The sequence below is a fragment of the Thioalkalivibrio sp. ALD1 genome (assembly GCF_000381245.1).
GTDB lineage: Bacteria > Pseudomonadota > Gammaproteobacteria > Ectothiorhodospirales > Ectothiorhodospiraceae > Thioalkalivibrio.
This window is the reverse complement of record NZ_KB906245.1, coordinates 18,983-37,658: the sequence shown is the minus strand read 5'-3', so window position 1 is coordinate 37,658 and position 18,676 is coordinate 18,983. Positions and strand designations below refer to the sequence as shown.

Below are 18,676 nucleotides of genomic sequence, written 5' to 3'. Positions count from 1 at the left end.
AACATGAAAGCAATCAAGTCCATCCGCGGGATGCACGACATCCTGCCCGAGTCGATCCATGTCTGGCAGCACCTGGAGGACCGCCTGCGCGACCTGCTCGATCGCTACGGATACCAGGAAATTCGCATGCCGATTGTCGAGGCGACGGAACTGTTCAAGCGCTCCATCGGTGATGTCACGGATATCGTCGAGAAGGAGATGTACACCTTCGAGGACCGCAATGGCGACAGCCTGAGCCTGCGGCCAGAGGGAACCGCCTCCTGTGTGCGGGCCGGGATTCAGCACGGCTTGCTGCACAACCAGGTCCAGCGCCTTTGGTATCTGGGGCCGATGTTCCGGCACGAGCGCCCGCAAAAGGGTCGCTACCGTCAGTTTCATCAAGTCGGTGTGGAGGTGTTCGGGCTTCACGGTCCGGACGTGGATGCCGAGATGATTGCCATGACCGCGCGGCTCTGGCAGATGCTGGGCCTGGACAATGTGCGCCTGGAGTTGAACACCCTGGGTACGCCCGCGAGTCGTGCCCGGTATCGAGAGCATCTGATCGCTTACCTTGAACAGCATCGGGACTCGCTGGACGAAGAGGCGCTGCGACGCCTGCATGACAACCCCATGCGCATCCTGGACAGCAAGCATCCCGAGACGCGGGCTGTGGTCGCCAACGCGCCCAGCCTGATGGACCACCTGGACGCCGAGTCGCGCGCGCACTTCGACGCCTTGCGCTCGCATCTGGATGTGCTGGGTATCCGGTACGTTCATAACCCACGTCTGGTACGTGGGCTGGACTACTATACGCACACCGTGTTCGAGTGGATCACGGACGACCTTGGAGCCCAGGGCACGGTCTGCGCCGGGGGCCGTTTCGATGGGCTGGTCGAGCAGCTGGGTGGACGCGGCACCCCGGCCATTGGTATGGCCATGGGACTGGAGCGGCTGGTCGCGCTGCTGGAGGCTCGGGAAGCCGCACCGCAGTCGCCGGCGCCGGATGCCTACCTGATTGTGGGCGGTGACGAGTTGGTGGGCCCGGCGCTGGAACTGGCCGAGCGGCTGCGCAACGAACTGCCCGGATTGCGGCTGGTCCAGCATTGCGGGGGCGGCAGCTTCAAGTCGCAGATGAAGCGGGCGGACCGCCTGGGCGCGCATTTTGCCCTGGTGCTCGGAACTGACGAACACGCCGCGGGCACGGTGACGGTGAAGCCGTTAAGATCGCCGGGAGCCGAACAAAGTGCCGTACCGCGCGAGGATCTGGCGCGCCATCTGGAACAGGCCCTGCACACGCCCGCTGCCTGACCGGCGTTCAGGTGCGTACCGTTACTGAAGGATCAAGAGGACGATGAGCTACCTCACTGACGAAGAAAAAGCCGAGCGCATCAAGCAATGGTGGTCGGATAACGCGATCGCGATTATTGCCGGTCTGGTGCTGGGTATTGGCGGCCTGATCGGCTGGAACTGGTGGACCGGTCACCAGGAGGAACGCGCGGCCGGGGCCTCCGACATGTATATCGCCATGCAGGGCGCCGCCCAGACCGGCGACAATGTCCGTGCGATGGAACTCGCTGACCAGTTGATCGAACAGGGGCGGGGTACGCCATACCGTGCGCTGGCCTGGATGTTTCGTGCCGATCTGGCAGTTTCCGAGGGTGATCACGAGGCGGCGATCGAGGCGCTGCGGTCGGCACGTGATGCCTCGCCGGATCGCGGCTACCGCGAACTGCTGACCCTGCGCATGGCGCGTCAGATGATCCTTGCGGAGCAGTATGACGACGCCGAATCGGCCCTTGGAGATGTGCGTCGTGACGCGTTTCGCGGCCTGCGTCTGGAACTGGAAGGGGACCTCGCGCGGGCGCGCGGGGATCGCGACCTGGCCCGCGAGCGCTATCGCGAAGCGCTCGACCATGGCCATACACCCGAATACCTGAGCCTGAAGTACGAAGAGCTCTCCGCCTAAAGGAACTGACCTCCCATGTCCGTGTCTGCCCCGACGAAGACTGCCGTGCGCCTGCTGATTGCCGGTGCGCTCATGCTGTCGCTGAGTGCCTGTGGCCTTTGGCAACGCGATACCACGGAGCCGCCGGCCGACCTGCCCGAATTCGAGGCGGAGGCACAACCGGAACAGTTGTGGTCACGCTCGGTGGGAAGCGGTGGTGAACGCTTCCTCTGGCAGGTCTATCCAGGGGTGGCGGACGACATGCTGGTGATGGTCGATGCCGATGGCCGCGTGTCCGGGTTGAACCCGGAAACGGGGAGCCAGCGCTGGCGCGTGCGCCTGGACGACGCGCGGGTGTCGGCAGGTGTTGGTGTGGGCGACGAGATCGCGGTGGTCGGCACCCTGGATGGCGAGGCCATCGCGGTGGATCTGCAGGGTGACGGCGAGCGTTGGCGCTCGCGTCTGTCCAGCGAGGTTGTGGCGATTTCGGATGTCGCCTCGGGCGTCGTGATTGCACGCACCAACGATGGCCGTGTTCATGCCCTGGATGCAGCCTCCGGCGCCACGCAATGGACCGCGCTGCGGACCACCCCCTCGCTGAGCCTGCGCGGTGCGCATCGGCCCCAGATGACGGCCGGGCGTGTGCTCACGGGCTTTGATAACGGGCGCGTGGTGATGCTCGGGCGGGAGCGAGGCAATGTGCTGTGGGAAACCACCCTCGGCATCCCGACCGGCCGCTCCGAGGTGGAGCGTATGGTCGACGTGGATGGCTACATGCCGATCTATCAGGGCGCGGCGATCGCATCCGGCTATCAGGGGCGTCTGGCCGCCATCGACCTGAACTCCGGCGAGATCTTCTGGGCACGCGACTTTTCGTCCTATCAGGGCGGGGACGTGACGAACGAGGCGAACGTCCTCGCGGTGACCGATGCCGAGAGCCACCTGTGGGGTCTGGACCCGCGCAATGGTGCCGATCTCTGGCAAAACGACCAGCTGCGCCTGCGTGGCGTCACCGCCCCGGTCGTGGTGGGTGACTACGCCATCGTCGGGGATTACGAAGGCTACCTTCACTGGTTCCACCTGGAGGACGGGCGCATCGTGGCGCGTCTGCGGGCGAGTTCCGGCGCGGTCGTGACCCGCCCCGTGCTGGTGGACGACATCCTCTACGTGGTGACCGACAACGGTCGGCTCACCGCCGTCAATCCGCGTTTGGGCTCCGGGGGATGAGCGTCGCTGGCACCCACCCCCGGATCCTGCGGTTGCGGTAACGTTGCCTCATGATCCCCGTCATTGCTCTGGTCGGCCGACCCAATGTTGGCAAATCGACCCTGTTCAACCAGCTCACGCGCTCGCGTGATGCACTGGTGGCCGATGTCGCGGGCCTGACTCGCGATCGTCAGTACGGCATCGGCAAGGTGGGTGACTTTCCCTACCTGGTGGTGGATACCGGTGGTCTGTCGGGCGAGGGTGCCGAGATGGATCGGGCGATGGCCGAGCAGACCCAGCGGGCCGTCGCGGAGGCGGATCATGTCCTGTTTCTGGTGGATGCGCGCGATGGCCTGACGCCCCAGGACCAGGCCATCGCCGACCAACTGCGTTCGGCCGGGGTCAAGGCCCGAGTCGTGGTGAACAAGACCGACGGTCTGGATGCCGATGCCGTGAGTGCCGAGTTCTATACCCTGGGGATGGGCGAGATCACCTCGATCGCCGCGGCCCATGGTCGCGGCATCAAGGGCCTGATGCAGAAGGTCCGGCGCGCCGTCGCCGCCGAGCGGCGCGAGGCCGAAGCAGCCGAGGGGGCGGGGGACGAGGCCGCGGAGGCCGCGGAGGATGGGCTGGACAAGGCCTCGCAGCAGGCCGCGCTGGATGACTGGCCGGGTATCCGCGTAGCCATCGTCGGGCGCCCGAATGTCGGCAAGTCCACGCTGGTCAATCGCATCCTCGGTGATGAACGCGTGGTGGCCACGGATGTCGCCGGCACGACCCGCGACTCCATCTTTGTCCCGTTCGCGCGCGACGGGGAGGACTACACCCTGATCGACACCGCGGGGGTGCGGCGGCGGGCGCGTGTGCACGAGACCATCGAGAAGTTCAGCGTGATCAAGACGCTGCAGGCGATCGAGGCCGCGCATGTCGTGATCCTGGTGATGGATGCCCAGGCGGGGCTGTCGGAACAGGATGCCCACCTGCTGGGCCTGGTGATCGACTCCGGCCGCGCGCTGGTGCTCGCCGTGAACAAGTGGGACGGCATGGCGCCGGAGGAACGCGAGCGCGTGCGCGACGATCTGGACCGACGCCTTGGCTTCGTCAACTTTGCCCGGCTGCGGCTGATCTCCGCCCTGCATGGGACCAACGTGGGTCACCTGCTCGAAGACGTGCAGGAGGCCCATGCCAGTGCGTTCGCCAAGGTCTCGACCCCCGAGTTGACCCGTCTGCTGGAGAGTGCAGTCGCCGAGCATGCGCCACCGCTGGTCAGCGGTCGCCGCATCAAACTGCGCTATGCCCATCAGGGCGGACAGAATCCCCCGGTCATCGTGATCCACGGCAACCAGACGGACGCCTTGCCAGGCAGTTACAAGCGCTATCTGGAGAACTTTTTCCGCAAGCACCTCGGGCTGATCGGAACACCGCTGCGCATGGAGTTTCGCTCCGGACGGAATCCATACGCCGGGCGTCGCAACATCCTCACTCCCCGCCAGCAACGCAAGCGCAAGCGCATGATGCGCCATGTCCGGCGCTGATCCGACCCAGTCCCCGGCGAGCGCGCCGCACGCCCCCGAGTTGTCCGCATTCGGCCGAGCGGTGGAGCCCTTCCGGGTGATGGACATCCTGGCACGCGCCCAAGCCGCCGAACGTGCCGGGCGCGACATCATCCACCTCGAGGTGGGCGAACCGGACTTCCCCACGCCCCCTGCGGTCCTGCGCGCCGGGGAGCTGGCGCTGGCGGCCGGGGATACCCGCTACACCCCCGCGCACGGCACCCGCGAACTGCGTGAGGCCGTCTCGGCCGACTACCGGCGCCGCCATCAGGCCGACATCGATCCCGAGCGCATCGTGATCACGGCGGGGGCCTCTGCTGCGATCCTGCTCGCGCTGGCCGCCGGAGTGAACCCCGGCGAGGAAGTGCTGCTCCCGGACCCGGGCTATGCCTGCAACCGTCAGTTTGTCGCGGCGCGTGGGGCCGTCCCGGTTGGCCTTCCAGTAACGGCCGAACATGCCTTCCAGCCCACCGCGGAGACGGTGGCGCAGGCCTGGGGGGAGCGTACCCGGGCCGTGCTGCTCGGCTCACCTGCAAATCCCACCGGTACCCGGCTGTCCGCTGATCGTCTCGCGGACATCGTCGACGTCGTACGGGCGCGGGGCGGTCTGGTAATCGTGGACGAGATCTACGGCCAGATCCTGTTCGACGAACCGCAGCGCAGTGCCGCGGCCTTCCATCCCGATGTGATCGTAATCAACAGCTTTTCCAAGTATTTCGCGATGACCGGCTGGCGGCTGGGGTGGATGGTGGTCCCGCAGATGTGGATCGACCCGGCTCGCCGGATCGCCCAGAACCTGTTCGTGGCCCCGGCCAGCATGGCGCAGACGGCCGCTGTCGAGGCCTTCGCGCCCGAGACCGAGGAGAGACTGCAACGCCAGGTGCGCGAGTTGCAGACACGGCGTGACGTGCTGCTGGAGGCCCTCCCGGCACTGGGCCTCGCGGTCCAGGCCCGCCCCGATGGGGCGTTCTACATCTACGCCGACTGCACGGCACACGGGGACGACTCCGAGGCGCTTTGTGCACGCATCCTCGACGAGGCGGGCGTGGCCCTGACGCCGGGCACAGACTTCAGCCCCAGCGCGGGCCAGCGCTACCTGCGCATCGCCTACACCCAGCGCGAATCCCGCCTGCGCGAAGCACTGGACCGCCTCGCGTCTGTCCTCGCCTGACACTCACCTGTTTGAGGCTGACCCTGGTTCGGCATCCGGTGTTTACGGTGGCTTCGTCTTGCCGCCTGCCTGCGCTGTTTCGCCAGCGCGCCGCGAGGTACTTCTTTGCTCGTGCAAAGAAGTACCCAAGAAACACGCCCGGGATTCGCCCGGGAACCTTGCTCCGGCCGCGCCAGGCCGGCGGCGCTGAAACTCGCTACGCCTTTGGCTTCGCTCAGACAGTCAGCGCCTTCTCCCGGCCTGTCACGCCCTCCACAAGGGGTTCATATCGGGAGGGAAGGTCAAAACAGGCGGTGTTCCAGCACGTGCCGTAGGCCCCGAGCTGTAGGGTGCGTTGAGCGCAGCGAAACGCACCATGCCAACGTCGGGGCAACCCTGATGCGATTCGCGGCGCTCATCCGCATCCTACGATGGGGTCTGGCGCCCGCTCGCGGGCGCGGCACGCCAGGGCCGAAGGCCGCGCGTGCCCAGGATGCTGGAACACCTTGCCTCCATCCATTCGCAAGAACATCAGGTTAGCCGTTGTCTTGACCTTCATTCCCCGTATGAAGCCCCTTGCGGAAGGGTCCTCGGGACGGAAGAGAGGCGCTGACTGTCTGAGCGGAGCGTAGCGCAGCGAGTTTCAGCGCCGCCGGCCCGAGGGCCCTGGAGCAAGGTCCCCGGGCGGAATCCGGGTGCCCTTCTTTGGGTACTTTCTTGGGCAAGCAAGAAAGTACCTCGCGGCGCGCTCGCGAGTGAGCGCACGGCAGTATGCGGACCGAAGGCACGTAAACACCGACGACGAACCAGGGCCAGCCACAACGGCGTATGCGGCTGGATATCGGCTCTCAGCGAGGCTTAACGCGAAGCGGTTACGAGTCGAGGCGCAGGGAGAAGTCGATGGCGCGGACGTGCTTGGTCAGGGCGCCGACCGAGATGTAGTCGACGCCGGTGGCCGCGATCTCGGCGAGGCTGTCCGGCGTGACCCCGCCCGAGGCTTCGGAGATGGCCCGCCCCCGGATACGCTGCACGGCGGTGGCGAGGTCGTCCCGCGAGAGTTCGTCCAGCATGATCACGTCGGCGCCGGCGGCCAAGGCCTGGTCGACCTCGTCCAGGTTCTCGGTTTCCACCTCCACCCAGCGCCCGACCCTGAGCGCGCGGGCGCGCTCCACGGCGGCCGCGATCGAGCCACAGGCGGCGATGTGGTTCTCCTTGATCAGCACGGCATCCCAGAGCCCCAGGCGATGGTTGTACCCGCCGCCGATGCGCACGGCGTATTTCTGTCCATGACGCAGGCCCGGGAGTGTCTTCCGGGTATCGAGGATGCGACTGTGGGCGTTTCCCAAGCGGGCGACCCAACGGGCGGTCTCGGTGGCGGTCCCGGACAGCGTTTGCAGCAGGTTGAGTGCGGCGCGCTCGGCGGCCAGTACGGTGCGTGCCGGGCCCTCGAGCGTGGCGACGGGCTGTGCTCCCTCGGGTTCCAGCGCGGCGCCCTCGGCTACCTGCCAGTCGATCCGAATTTCGGGTGCAAGGCGCGCAAACACGCGGTCGAACCACGCCTGGCCACACAGCACGCCGGGTTCTTTCAGCAGCAGAGTGGCGCGGGCGACGCGGTCCTCCGGTACCAGTGCCGCGGTGATGTCGCCGGCGAGTGCATCGGGCCCGAGGTCCTCATCGAGCGCCATCTCGACCTCGCGCACCAGCATGGCCCCGTCCGGCCGGGCGGGGCCCTGGGCAAACGGGTCATGCGGCGCGCGTTGGTGGTCGTGGTCAGCCATCATGGCGATCGGGCATCGGACGGCCGGACACATAGTCGTCGCGCAGTTTCTTCACCAGCCCGGCCAGCAGGATCAGCGCGATCAGATTGGGCGCGGCCATCAGAATGTTGGCGATATCGGAGAAGTTCCAGACCATGCCCAGCGGGATGGTCGCCCCGATGACGATCAGGATCACGAACGTGATGCGATAAGGCATCACCGCGCGGTCGCCGAACAGGAAGTAGGCCGAGCGGTCGCCATAGTAGGACCAGGCAATCATCGTGGAGAAGGCGAACAGCATCAGGCTGAAGCCGACCACCATCGCGCCGAACGGCCCCAGCGTGCTGCTGAACGCGGTGGCGGTCAGCGAGGCGCCGACCACGTCGTCGGCGCGGTCGATATAGGCGCCGGTGACCACGATCGCCAGCCCGGTCAGGGTGCAGACGACGATGGTGTCGATGAACGGCTCAAGCATGGCCACCGAGCCTTCGCGGGGCGGATCGCCGTTTTTGGCCGCGGCGTGGGCCATCGCGGAGGAGCCCAGGCCCGCTTCGTTGGAGAACATGCCGCGCGCGACTCCGTACTGGATGGCCAGGCCAATGGCGCCACCCCCGGCGGCCCATGGATTCAGCGCGAGGTTCAGGATGGTGGCGACGGCCGCCGGCACGGCCTCGATATTCGCCACGATTACGATGAATGCGCCCAGCATGTATACCACCGCCATGAACGGCACGATGGCGGAGGCGATCATCGCAATGCGCTTGACCCCGCCAATGATCACCAGCGCGACCAGCACGGCCATGGTCAGGCCGATGATCAGCGCCATCCAGCCCATGATGTCGTCATCGGCGCGCAGGTCCGGGACCATGAAGGTGAGGCCATCGACCACCGAGTTCGCCTGCACCATGTTGCCGATACCGAACGAGGCGATCAGGGTGAAGGCGGCGAACAGGATCGCCATCTTCTTCATGTTCAGGCCGTGCAGCAGGGTGAACATCGGGCCACCGGCGATGGTGCCGTCCGGTCCCACTTCGCGGTAGCGCACGGCGAGCGTGGTCTCGGCGAACTTGGTGGCCATGCCGAAGAAGGCGGTCACCCACATCCAGAAGAGTGCGCCGGGGCCACCGAGGGCAATGGCCGTGGCCACGCCGGCGATGTTCCCGGTCCCGATGGTGCCGGACAGGGCCGTGGACAGAGCCTGGAATGGCGAGATCTGGCCAGCGCCACCGGCACGCCCGTCGGTGCCGCGCAGCGCGCGCCAGCCCTGGCGGAAGGCGACAACCTGGACCAGTCCCAGGCGGATGGTCAGGTAGAGTCCTGTGCCCAGCAGCAGGATCAGCGTGATCGGGTTGCCCCACAGGAGGCTGGCGGTATCGCCGAGGAACTGGTCGAGGGTATCGAGCATCGCGAAGGTCCTTTTGCCGGGCATGCAGTGGGCACTCCGGGCGAATGTACCGCGCCTTTTCCGCGTTGACGATAGGAAAACTCGAATGCCGCGATAGAAAACGTGCGGGAACCGGGGCGAAATCGCGCCTTCTCAACAGCCAAGGGAATGGATCTCAGGGAGGGAACATGACGGAGGATCGAGAACAGCCGAGTCATCAGGGCGATGTCGATTCGGCCAAGCCCGTTCCGCGGATCTTTCTGGTCGGATCACTGATTGCATTGGCCGCGTTCATCTGGCTGGTCAGCGTGATCTGGCCGACCCTGGAAGGGCACATCGCGGGCATGAGCACCCTGCAGATCGGTCTGCTGGCGAGCTTTGTTGCCGGTCTGATGACGGCCGTGGGCGCGATTCCGATCTTCTTCCTGCGCCGGATCAGCCAGTCGGTCGAGGACGCGATGATGGGCTTCGGGGCCGGGGTCATGCTCTCGGCCACCGCCTTCGAGTTGGTGCTGCCATCGGTGGAGCATGCCGAGGTTCAGTACGGCGGGGTCGGCATGGCGATCCTGGTGCTGTCGGTGGGTATGGCCCTGGGGGGCGGGGCGTTACTGGCACTGCACAAGCTGGTCCCGCACGAACACTTTCACATCGGTCGCCAAAGTGGCGCCGATCCGGCCAAGATCCGGCGTGTCTGGCTGTTCATCTTCGCGATCGCCTTGCACAACCTGCCGGAGGGTCTGGCCGTCGGGGTCGGCTTCGGCGGCGACGACGTCAGTGACGGCATCACCCTGGCGATCGCGATCGGGCTGCAGAACATGCCCGAGGGGCTGGTGGTTGCGGTTGCGCTGCTGTCACTGGGCTACAGCAAGTGGGCCGCTTTCGGCGTGACCCTGCTGACCGGCTTGGTGCAGCCGATCGGCGGGTTGATCGGGGCCGGCGCGATCACGTTGATGGAGTTCCTGCTGCCCTGGGGCCTGGCCTTCGCCGCGGGGGCGATGCTGTTCGTGATCAGCCACGAGATCATCCCTGAATCGCACCGCAAGGGGCACGAGGCCCAGGCGACCGTCGGCGTGCTGGTCGGCTTCGTCGCGCTCCTGGCGATCGACCTGGCGTTGTAGCGCCGGCGCGGGTTCCGACGCTGTCCTTGCGAGGCGTGTAGTGGCAGCGCCCCTTAGGTTCGGCTGGGGGTGAGATGGGGCCGCAAGCCCGGCGCCGAAAAGTCGCCGCCACCCGTCTGGGCTTTCGCGAAGGAGGTATTTGGGTGTACAATTAGTTTCGTCTGCGGGTGCCCGACAATGCCCGCACACCGTTCTGGAAGAGATCTGCGATCGCGATCGATTGGCAGACGCCGAAGGCGCAACATCCGCCCGGAATCGCTCAGGCTACCGGACCGGAACGGTGCAGGAGACACACTCTGGAGAGCGGCCGGCGACGGCCCACCGAAGGGGGCGGCCCTGCAGCGAGTAATCGCTGGCACGGCGCAAACTCTCAGGTTTCAGGACAGAGGGGCGGCTGGCAGGTAGACCCTGCTGGCCGCCCTTTTTTTATGCCCCGCGTACGCGCCGCGTGTATGGCAGGGGCCGCGTCGGGTCGGCAGCCGACCCGTCTCACGAACTGGGTAAACGCCGATTGATCGGCGTTTACCGGCGGCAAACAGGGACGTGCCGCCGGAACCGACACCGTAGGGGTTGGTTCCGAAGCAAGCTGCAAACCGCGTTTGTAGCGCCGCGTGCGCTGAGAAAGCCAGGATGGCTTTGTTCAGCGCCTCACAAAAGACGCAAGGCGACAAAAGATGAGTCTGAAGAAAACGCCGCTTCACGCCGCGCACCAGCGCGCCGGGGCCAAGCTGGTCGATTTCGCCGGCTGGGAGATGCCGTTGCACTACGGCTCCCAGATGGAGGAGCACAAGATGGTGCGCGCCGGGGCCGGCATGTTCGATGTCTCGCACATGCAGGTCGTCGACATCCACGGCCCGCAGGCGCAGGCCTTCCTGCGCTACCTGTTGGCCAATGACGTCGCCAAGCTGAAGACCGAGGGCCGCGCCCTGTACAGCTGCATGCTGAACGAGGCCGGTGGCGTAATCGACGACCTGATCATCTACTGGACCGGGGGCGACAGCTACCGCGCCGTGGTCAACGCCGCGACCGCCGAGGGTGATATCGCCCACATGCAGCAGGTGGCGAAGGACTTCGAGGTGAACGTCGAGCCGCGCCCGGAGTTCGCGCTGATCGCGATCCAGGGCCCGCAGGCCGTGCAGAAGACGCTGCCGCTGCTGCCGGAAGACCTGCGCAAGGCCGACGATCTCAAGCCCTTCTCCGCCGTCTGGAACGATTTCTGGTTTGTCGCCCGAACCGGCTACACCGGCGAGGACGGCTTCGAGGTGATGCTGCCGGCGGAGCAGGCCGACGGCTTCTGGGAACAGCTGAAGGACGCCGGCGTGAACCCGATCGGCCTGGGCGCGCGGGACACGCTGCGCCTGGAGGCCGGCATGAATCTCTACGGCACGGACATGGACGACCGGACCAATCCGCTGACCGCGAACCTCGGCTGGACCATCGCCCTGAAGGACGCCGAACGCGACTTCATCGGCCGCAAGGCCATCGAGCAGTGGAAGGCCGAGGGCGTGCCGGAGCGCATGGTCGGGCTGGTGCTCGAAGGCCGCGGCGTGCTGCGTGGCGGCACTCGGATCGAGACCCCGGCCGGCGACGGCGTGGTGACCTCCGGCAGCTTCTCGCCGAGCTTGGGCGTGTCGGTTGCGTTCGCGCGCATCCCGGCCGCGGTGGACGCCGAGGAGCTGCAGGCCGACATCCGCGGGCGCATGCTGCCGGTGCGGGTGGTCAAGCCCGTGTTCGTGCGCAACGGCGAGCCGCAGATCGAACTGAATCGCTAGCGATTTTATTGCCTCATGCCGCCTGCCACAGACTACACTGCGCAGGCGGGATCCAAACGAGAAAGGAAGACGTCATGAGCGAAGCACCGAAGGATCTGAAGTACACCAAGAGCCACGAGTGGGTGCGCCAGGAGGCCGACGGCAGCGTGACCATCGGCATTACCGATCACGCGCAGGAACTGCTGGGCGATCTGGTGTTCGTGGAGGCCCCGGAGGCGGGCGCCTCGGTCGAGGCCGGTTCCGCCTGCGCGACGGTGGAGTCGGTCAAGGCCGCCTCGGACGTGTATGCCCCGCTGTCCGGCGAGGTGACCGAGGCCAACGAAGAACTGGCCGACAGCCCCGAGAAGGTTAACGAGTCCCCGTTTGACGAGGGCTGGCTGTTCAAGATGAAGCCCTCCGACGCGAGCCAGCTCGACGCCCTGATGGACGCCGACGCCTACGCCGCGCACGTCGAGGCCGAGTCCTGATTCGACGTTCCCCACGGGGCGGTTCCTGACGGAAGCCGACCTGGCAGGAGCGAGAAGGCGCCCCGGGCATCCGGCCCGGGGCCCGATCCGAACTTCGCAGTAGCGAAAGCGAGTACGACATGCCCTTTATCCCGCATACCGAAGAAGACATCCGCGCGATGCTCGACCGCATCGGCGCCGATTCCATCGAGGATCTGTTCGACGAGATCCCGAAAGAACTGCGCGCACCGGCGCTCGAGAAGGTCCCCGAGGGCCTGAACGAGATGGCGATCTCGCGCCTGATGCAGGAGCGTGCGGCGCGGGACGGCATGGCGTCCAATTTCATCGGCGCCGGGGCCTACGAGCACCATATCCCGGCGGCCGTGTGGCAGATCGCCACGCGTGGCGAGTTCTACAGCGCCTACACGCCGTACCAGGCGGAGGCCAGCCAGGGCACGCTGCAGCTGATCTACGAATACCAGACGATGATCAGCCGTCTGACCGGCATGGAGGCCTCCAACGCCTCGCTGTATGACGGCGCCTCCGCGCTGGCCGAAGCCGTGCTGATGGCCGTGCGCGTGAACCGCCGCTCGAAGAGCAAGAAGGTGCTGGTCCCGGGCGCGCTGCACCCGGATTATCGCCGCGTGATCCACACCCTGATCGGCAACCAGGGCATCGAACTGGTCGAGATCCCGTTCGACGAGACCTCCGGCCAGACGCCGGTCGAGGCGCTGGCGCCATTCGCGGACGACGACGTGACCGCGATGATCATCAGCCAGCCGAACTTCTTCGGCATCCTGGAAGATGTCGACGCACTCACCGGCTGGGCCGAGCAGCGCGAGATCCCGGTGATCGCCGTGGTCAACCCGGTCTCGCTGGCGCTGCTGAAGCCGCCGGGCGAGTGGGGCAGCAACGGTGTCGATATCGTGGTGGGCGAGGGCCAGCCGCTGGGTGCCCCGCTGTCCTCCGGCGGGCCGTACTTCGGCTTCATGACCACGCGGAAGAAGCACATTCGGCAGATGCCCGGGCGCATCGTCGGCCGTGCCGAGGATGCCGACGGCAAACCGGGCTACGTGCTGACACTGCAGGCGCGCGAGCAGCACATCCGCCGCTCCAAGGCGACCTCGAACATCTGCACCAACCAGGGCCTGGTGGTCACCGCCGCGACCATCCACATGTCCATGCTGGGTGACGAGGGCCTGACCCGCGTGGCCGAGGCCTGCTACGCCAACACCCACGCGCTGGTGGAGAAGCTCGCGGCCAAGGGCATCAAGCCGCGCTTTACCGGCGAGTACTTCCACGAAGTCGCGCTGGACTTCGGCGGGGACGCCGCGAGTCGCGTGCAGGCGATGGCCGATGCCGGTGTGCTGGCCGGTTACCAACTCGGCCGCGACTACGCCCAGCTCGACGGCTGCGTGCTGGCCTGCGCGACCGAGACCAAGACGGATGCCGATCTTGAGCAGTATGTGACGACCTGCGAGCAGGCGAAGGCCGCCTGACGCGGGTTGCACCCGACGCGCCATACACCACAAGCCTGAGGAGGCACGCCATGGCCGAAGTCAAACTGAAGGGTAATCCGATCCATACCAACGGCGACCTGCCGCACGTCGGCTCGCCGGCCCCGGATTTCAAGCTCACGACCAAGGACCTCGAGGACGTCTCGCTCGCCAACTTTGGCGACAAGCGCAAGCTGATCTCGATCGTCCCGAGCCTGGACACCCCGGTCTGTGCCGAGTCCACCAAGAAGTTCGAGGATATGGTCAAGCAGCGCCCGGATCTGGAGATCCTGGTGGTCTCCGCCGACCTGCCGTTCGCGATGGGCCGCTTCTGTGCCGCCGAGAACCTCGAGCGCGTGACCGTGCTGTCGATGATGCGCGATCGCAACTTCGCCAAGGACTACGGCGTGCTGATCCAGGACGGCCCGCTTGAGGGCATCACCGCCCGCGGCGTCGTGCTGCTGGACACCGACAATCTGGTGATGCACGCGGAGCTTGTCTCCGAGATCGGCGAGGAGCCGGACTATGACGCCATCTTCAAGGGTCTGGATGACCGGGCCGATCTGAGCCCGACGCAATAAATCACGGGCCATTGGCGGCCGGACTTTCGGGCCCGGCCGCCTTCAACGAATTCCTGAAGCGAGAAACCGCTATGAACACCACGGAAAACCATCTGATCTTCGAACGTTCGCGTGCCGGTCGCTCGGCCGTGGCCCAGGCGCCGCGCGCGCATGCCACGACCGCCATCCCCGCGAACCTGCAGCGCAAATCGGCCCCCGGCCTGCCTGCGGCCTCGGAGCTGGATGTGGTGCGTCACTACACGCGGTTGTCGCAGAAGAACTTCTCCATCGATACCGAGTTCTACCCGCTGGGCTCGTGCACGATGAAATACAACCCGCGCGCCTGTAACAGCCTGGCCATGCTGCCCGGCTTCCTGAACCGGCACCCGCATGCCCCGGCCAGCCACAGCCAGGGCTTCCTGCACACGATGTTCGAGCTGCAGGAGATGCTGAAGGACGTGACCGGCATGAAGGCCGTGTCGCTGGCGCCGATGGCCGGTGCGCAGGGCGAGTACACCGGTGTGGCGATGATCCGTGCCTACCACGATGCGCGCGGCGACAGCGAACGCCGCGAGATCATCGTCCCGGATGCCGCGCACGGCACCAATCCGGCCACCGCGATCATGTGCGGCTACGAGGTACGCGAGATCCCCACCGACGCGAGCGGCGACGTGAACCTTGAGGCCTTGAAGGAGGCCGTGGGCCCGCAGACCGCCGGGATTATGCTGACCAACCCGTCCACCGTGGGCGTGTTCGAGCGCCGCATCTCCGAGATCGCGAAGATCGTCCACGACGCCGGCGGCCTGCTGTACTACGACGGCGCCAACCTGAACGCGATCCTCGGCAAGGTGCGTCCCGGCGACATGGGCTTCGACGTGATCCACATGAACCTGCACAAGACCTTCTCCACGCCGCATGGCGGGGGTGGCCCGGGGTCCGGTGCGGTCGGGGTCGGCGAGCGCCTGCTGCCGTACCTGCCGGTGCCGCACGTGGTCGAGAACGGTGAAGATGGGTACCGCTTCGCCACCGAGACGGACTATCCGGAGACCATCGGCCGCCTGTCTGCATTTGCCGGCAACGCCGGCGTGCTGCTGCGCGCCTATGTCTACATGCGCATGCTGGGCCGCGAGGGCATGCAACGCGTGTCCGAGTTCGCCACGCTGAACGCCAACTACCTGGCGCGCGAGCTGGAGAGTGCCGGCTTCGACCTGGCCTATCCCGAGCGCCGCGCGACCCACGAGTTCATCGTCACGCTGAAGAAGCAGGCGAAGGAGCTGGGGCTGACCGCGGGTGATGTCGCCAAGCGTCTGCTCGACCACGGCTACCATGCGCCGACGACCTATTTCCCGCTGCTGGTGCCGGAGTGCCTGCTGGTCGAACCGACCGAGACCGAGTCGAAGGAGACGCTGGACGGGTTTGTCGAGGCGATGGCCGCGATCCTGGAAGAGGCCGGTCGCGATATCGACACGATCAAGGCCTCGCCGCACAACCTGCCGAACCGCCGCTTCAACGAGGTCGCTGCCGCGAAGGCGCTCGACGTGGTCTACCTTGAACCGGGCGCTCAGGATGGCGAGCCTGCCCCGCGTACCGGAACCAGCGGCTAGCACCCGCCCCTGTACAGTTGGCCATTTGGTACAAGCCCCCGGTCTCGGGGGCTTTTTTTTGTGTCTTGTCGGGTCCTTTTCTTGACGAGGGCGCGAAATAATCCCAAGTTTTGTGGTAAGTTTTAGACTGGATATCGAAATCCATTACCACGTCCGTGGGGTCTCCCGGCAGGGGGGTGGAAGGGCCAGCAGGTCTTTTCGTGGCGGGCAAGGACGAGGAATGACGGAGATTTGTGCCGTCCATGGGTACGCCGCGCTATTCGAACACGCGCCGGTGGGACTGGCGGAGATGGACACGGAGGGGCGCATCCTGCGCGCCAACCCGCGCCTGGGTGAAATGCTCGCGTGCGACCCGGTGGATCTGGCAGGAGCGTGGCTGCACGATCGCCTGTGTCCCGACGATGTCGAGCCTTGCGAGGCGTGGCGTCGCGACCTGCTCGACGGGGTCTGCCCCAATTGTCGGGTGGAGGTTCGCCTGATTGACGCCACGGGTGCACCCCGCTGGGTCGAGATCAGCATAAGCCGCATTCCCGCGACTTCCGACGGCCCGGAGGCCCTGCTGGGGGCGTTTGCCGACATCGAAGCGCGCAAGCGAACCGAACAGCGCATGGACACCCTGCTGCGCGCCAGTCCGGCGGTCATCTACACCATGGATCCCGATGACCTGGGCACCATGACCTGGCTTAGCCGAAATTCGATCGCGGTGACCGGATGGACCCCCGAGCAGATCAGTTCGACTGCCGACTGGTTACGCACCCATCTCTCGCCCGAGGACTATAGCCGTTGCGCCAGCCAGGTGAGGCGATGGCTCGACGACGGTGCGCGCGGTTTCTGCCGGCTGAACTACCGTCAGCGGATGCCCAATGGCCACTGGCAGTGGCTGGAGGACCAGATCACCGCCATTCGTGACGAAACGGGCGCGGTGACCGAACTGGTGGGTGCGTTCCAGGATGTCGGCGCACGGATCGAGACCGAACGTCATCTGGAAAAGATCGCCCACAACCTGCCCGGCGTGATCTACCAGTACCGCCAGCATCCCGACGGGCGTGCCTGCTACCCGTATGCCAGTGAGGGTATGACCGATATCTTCGGCATCGCGCCCGAGGAGGCGATGCGCGATGCCGAGGCTGTTTTTCGGGTGATCCATCCGGAAGATGTCGACCGCATCCGTGCGAGCATCGAGGCATCGATGCGTTCGCTGGAGCCATGGTTGCAGCGCTACCGCGTGATGCGCCCCGGACGGAGCGAGATCTGGCTGGAAGGCCACGCGAGTCCCGAATCGCTGGAAGATGGCAGTGTCCTCTGGCATGGCGTGATTCTGGATATTACCCAACGGGTTCGTGTTGAGCGGGCCTTGCAGCGCAGTGAACGCGAGTTGGCCCTGGCGCAGCGGATCGCGCATGTCGGCAACTGGGTTTCCGATTTCCAGAACCGTGAGGTTCGCTGGTCCGACGAGGTCTATCGCATCTTCGGGATGGACCGATCCCGCTGGGCGGGTACGCATGGGGCATTCATGCAGGCCGTGCATCCGGAGGATCGAGAGCGTGTCCAGGCGGCGGTAGATCGGGCCCTGGCAGGGGTGGAGCAGTTCGATGTTACTCACCGCATCGTGCGTCCGGACGGAACCGAGCGCGTAGTGCGCGAACGCGGTTCCGTCGAGCTTGGTCCCTGCGGCATGCCCGAGCGCATGGTGGGCACGGTGCAGGACATCACCGAGCAGCACCACCTGGAACAGGAGCAACGTCTACTGGCGGCGACCTTCGAGACCAGTCAGGCCATTTTCATTACCGATGTCGCGGGTACGATCCAGCGGGTGAATGCGACGTTCACCAGGCTCACCGGCTATACGGAGGAGGAGGCGGTGGGGGCCAATCCGCGCATCCTGAATTCCGGGCGCCAGGACCGCGATTTCTACGAGGCAATGTTCCGTACGGTGCGGGAGACCGGATACTGGGAGGGCGACATCTGGAATCGCCGCAAGGATGGCGAGATTTTTCCATTGCACGAGATCATCACGGCGATTCGCGATGATCGCGGCGAAGTCGAGTACTACGTGGCCATGTTCCACGACATCACGCGGCAGAAAGAGCTGGAAGCGGCTCTTGAGCACCAGGCCTTCTACGATCCGCTGACCGACGCCGCCAACCGAGGCTATTTCGAAACTTTGCTGGAACAGGAGGCACGCCGCGCGCAGCGGTACGAACACCCCTGCTCGCTCCTGTTGCTGGATATCGACCACTTCAAGCGCGTTAACGATACCTTTGGCCATGAAATGGGCGATGAGGTCCTGCACAGACTGGTGCAGGTCATGACATCCCGCTTGCGCGAGACCGATACGCTGGGGCGCTGGGGCGGAGAAGAATTTGTGGTGCTGCTGCCGGGCACCGAAGCCGAGCGTGCCCACCATGTCGCGGAACAGCTGCGCGAGCAGGTTGCCGGTACGCCGTTTCCGCGCGTGGGCTCTATTACGATCAGCCTGGGGGTTTCAGAGTACCGGCTCGGCGAGCCCATCAAGGACTGGATCAAACGGGCGGACGACGCCATGTATGCAGCCAAGAAAGGCGGACGTAATCGTGTCGTGCAACTGAGTGCATGACGATCAATCCAGGTCACTGCTCAGCGCCGACCCTAGGGTGACTCCGCGGCCCAGGTCTACGAGCAGCCCTTTACCATCAGTACCCGCATCCCGGTTGCTTGGCGAGCCTG

General features: G+C 65.9%; 14 protein-coding genes and 2 riboswitches. Of the genes, 12 read left to right on the top strand and 2 right to left on the bottom strand.

Going from position 1 to position 18,676, the window contains the following annotated elements:
- The first annotated feature begins 3 nt into the window (after positions 1 to 3).
- From hisS to F623_RS0109940, 5 genes are read left to right on the top strand one after another with little or no spacing between them, the layout of a single operon-like run.
- Complete coding sequence (hisS, locus tag F623_RS0109960) at positions 4 to 1,287, top strand: histidine--tRNA ligase (protein WP_018862402.1); 1,284 nt, start codon at positions 4 to 6, stop codon at positions 1,285 to 1,287.
- 43 nt (positions 1,288 to 1,330) lie between these two features.
- Entirely contained in the window at positions 1,331 to 1,945 is a 615-nt protein-coding gene (locus tag F623_RS0109955) for a tetratricopeptide repeat protein (RefSeq protein ID WP_018862401.1), read from the top strand.
- A 15-nt stretch (positions 1,946 to 1,960) separates the two neighbouring features.
- Positions 1,961 to 3,151 carry an outer membrane protein assembly factor BamB gene (gene bamB, locus F623_RS0109950; protein ID WP_018862400.1) on the top strand — a complete coding sequence of 397 codons (1,191 nt, stop codon included), beginning with the start codon at positions 1,961 to 1,963 and terminating at the stop codon, positions 3,149 to 3,151.
- A 50-nt stretch (positions 3,152 to 3,201) separates the two neighbouring features.
- Positions 3,202 to 4,665 carry a ribosome biogenesis GTPase Der gene (gene der, locus F623_RS0109945; protein WP_018862399.1) on the top strand — a complete coding sequence of 488 codons (1,464 nt, stop codon included), beginning with the start codon at positions 3,202 to 3,204 and terminating at the stop codon, positions 4,663 to 4,665.
- Positions 4,652 to 5,854 carry an aminotransferase class I/II-fold pyridoxal phosphate-dependent enzyme gene (locus tag F623_RS0109940; protein WP_018862398.1) on the top strand — a complete coding sequence of 401 codons (1,203 nt, stop codon included), beginning with the start codon at positions 4,652 to 4,654 and terminating at the stop codon, positions 5,852 to 5,854. The genes der and F623_RS0109940 overlap by 14 nt, the downstream gene beginning before the upstream one ends.
- Before the next feature lie 851 nt (positions 5,855 to 6,705).
- Here F623_RS0109940 and nadC read toward each other — a convergent pair.
- Complete coding sequence (gene nadC / locus F623_RS0109935) at positions 6,706 to 7,614, bottom strand: carboxylating nicotinate-nucleotide diphosphorylase (protein WP_026279391.1); 909 nt, start codon at positions 7,612 to 7,614, stop codon at positions 6,706 to 6,708.
- Entirely contained in the window at positions 7,604 to 8,995 is a 1,392-nt protein-coding gene (locus F623_RS0109930) for a sodium:alanine symporter family protein (RefSeq protein WP_018862396.1), read from the bottom strand. Before F623_RS0109930 ends, nadC begins: the two co-directional genes overlap by 11 nt.
- A 167-nt stretch (positions 8,996 to 9,162) precedes the next feature.
- On the opposite strand from F623_RS0109930, the gene F623_RS0109925 reads away from it, so the two are divergent.
- From F623_RS0109925 to F623_RS0109895, 7 genes are all read left to right on the top strand, one after another.
- A complete protein-coding gene (locus tag F623_RS0109925; protein WP_018862395.1) occupies positions 9,163 to 10,092 on the top strand; it encodes a ZIP family metal transporter in 930 nt (309 codons plus the stop codon).
- Between the two features lie 184 nt (positions 10,093 to 10,276).
- Positions 10,277 to 10,377, top strand: a riboswitch (glycine riboswitch).
- 1 nt (position 10,378) lies between these two features.
- Positions 10,379 to 10,488, top strand: a riboswitch (glycine riboswitch).
- Between the two features lie 278 nt (positions 10,489 to 10,766).
- Positions 10,767 to 11,864 carry a glycine cleavage system aminomethyltransferase GcvT gene (gene gcvT / locus F623_RS0109920; RefSeq protein ID WP_018862394.1) on the top strand — a complete coding sequence of 366 codons (1,098 nt, stop codon included), beginning with the start codon at positions 10,767 to 10,769 and terminating at the stop codon, positions 11,862 to 11,864.
- A gap of 74 nt (positions 11,865 to 11,938) precedes the next feature.
- On the top strand, positions 11,939 to 12,331 hold the full coding sequence (gene gcvH / locus F623_RS0109915) for a glycine cleavage system protein GcvH (protein ID WP_018137941.1): 393 nt from the start codon (positions 11,939 to 11,941) through the stop codon (positions 12,329 to 12,331).
- A 119-nt stretch (positions 12,332 to 12,450) separates the two neighbouring features.
- Positions 12,451 to 13,809, top strand: a complete 1,359-nt coding sequence (gene gcvPA, locus F623_RS0109910) for an aminomethyl-transferring glycine dehydrogenase subunit GcvPA (protein WP_018862393.1) — start codon at positions 12,451 to 12,453, stop codon at positions 13,807 to 13,809.
- 50 nt (positions 13,810 to 13,859) lie between these two features.
- A complete protein-coding gene (gene tpx, locus F623_RS0109905; protein WP_018862392.1) occupies positions 13,860 to 14,387 on the top strand; it encodes a thiol peroxidase in 528 nt (175 codons plus the stop codon).
- A gap of 71 nt (positions 14,388 to 14,458) precedes the next feature.
- The gene (gcvPB, locus tag F623_RS0109900; protein ID WP_018862391.1) at positions 14,459 to 15,970 is read left to right on the top strand and encodes an aminomethyl-transferring glycine dehydrogenase subunit GcvPB; all 1,512 of its coding nucleotides are present in this window, start codon (positions 14,459 to 14,461) and stop codon (positions 15,968 to 15,970) included.
- 220 nt (positions 15,971 to 16,190) lie between these two features.
- Complete coding sequence (locus F623_RS0109895) at positions 16,191 to 18,566, top strand: sensor domain-containing diguanylate cyclase (protein WP_018868607.1); 2,376 nt, start codon at positions 16,191 to 16,193, stop codon at positions 18,564 to 18,566.
- The last annotated feature ends 110 nt before the right edge of the window (positions 18,567 to 18,676 follow it).

Coding starts and splice junctions, on each gene's coding strand:
- gcvPB (WP_018862391.1), top strand. CDS start 14,459: ATGAACACCACGGAAAACCATCTGATCTTCGAACGTTCGCGTGCCGGT.
- F623_RS0109930 (WP_018862396.1), bottom strand. CDS start 8,995: ATGCTCGATACCCTCGACCAGTTCCTCGGCGATACCGCCAGCCTCCTG.
- der (WP_018862399.1), top strand. CDS start 3,202: ATGATCCCCGTCATTGCTCTGGTCGGCCGACCCAATGTTGGCAAATCG.
- gcvH (WP_018137941.1), top strand. CDS start 11,939: ATGAGCGAAGCACCGAAGGATCTGAAGTACACCAAGAGCCACGAGTGG.
- bamB (WP_018862400.1), top strand. CDS start 1,961: ATGTCCGTGTCTGCCCCGACGAAGACTGCCGTGCGCCTGCTGATTGCC.
- F623_RS0109955 (WP_018862401.1), top strand. CDS start 1,331: ATGAGCTACCTCACTGACGAAGAAAAAGCCGAGCGCATCAAGCAATGG.
- F623_RS0109925 (WP_018862395.1), top strand. CDS start 9,163: ATGACGGAGGATCGAGAACAGCCGAGTCATCAGGGCGATGTCGATTCG.
- hisS (WP_018862402.1), top strand. CDS start 4: ATGAAAGCAATCAAGTCCATCCGCGGGATGCACGACATCCTGCCCGAG.
- gcvPA (WP_018862393.1), top strand. CDS start 12,451: ATGCCCTTTATCCCGCATACCGAAGAAGACATCCGCGCGATGCTCGAC.
- F623_RS0109895 (WP_018868607.1), top strand. CDS start 16,191: ATGACGGAGATTTGTGCCGTCCATGGGTACGCCGCGCTATTCGAACAC.
- gcvT (WP_018862394.1), top strand. CDS start 10,767: ATGAGTCTGAAGAAAACGCCGCTTCACGCCGCGCACCAGCGCGCCGGG.
- tpx (WP_018862392.1), top strand. CDS start 13,860: ATGGCCGAAGTCAAACTGAAGGGTAATCCGATCCATACCAACGGCGAC.
- F623_RS0109940 (WP_018862398.1), top strand. CDS start 4,652: ATGTCCGGCGCTGATCCGACCCAGTCCCCGGCGAGCGCGCCGCACGCC.
- nadC (WP_026279391.1), bottom strand. CDS start 7,614: ATGATGGCTGACCACGACCACCAACGCGCGCCGCATGACCCGTTTGCC.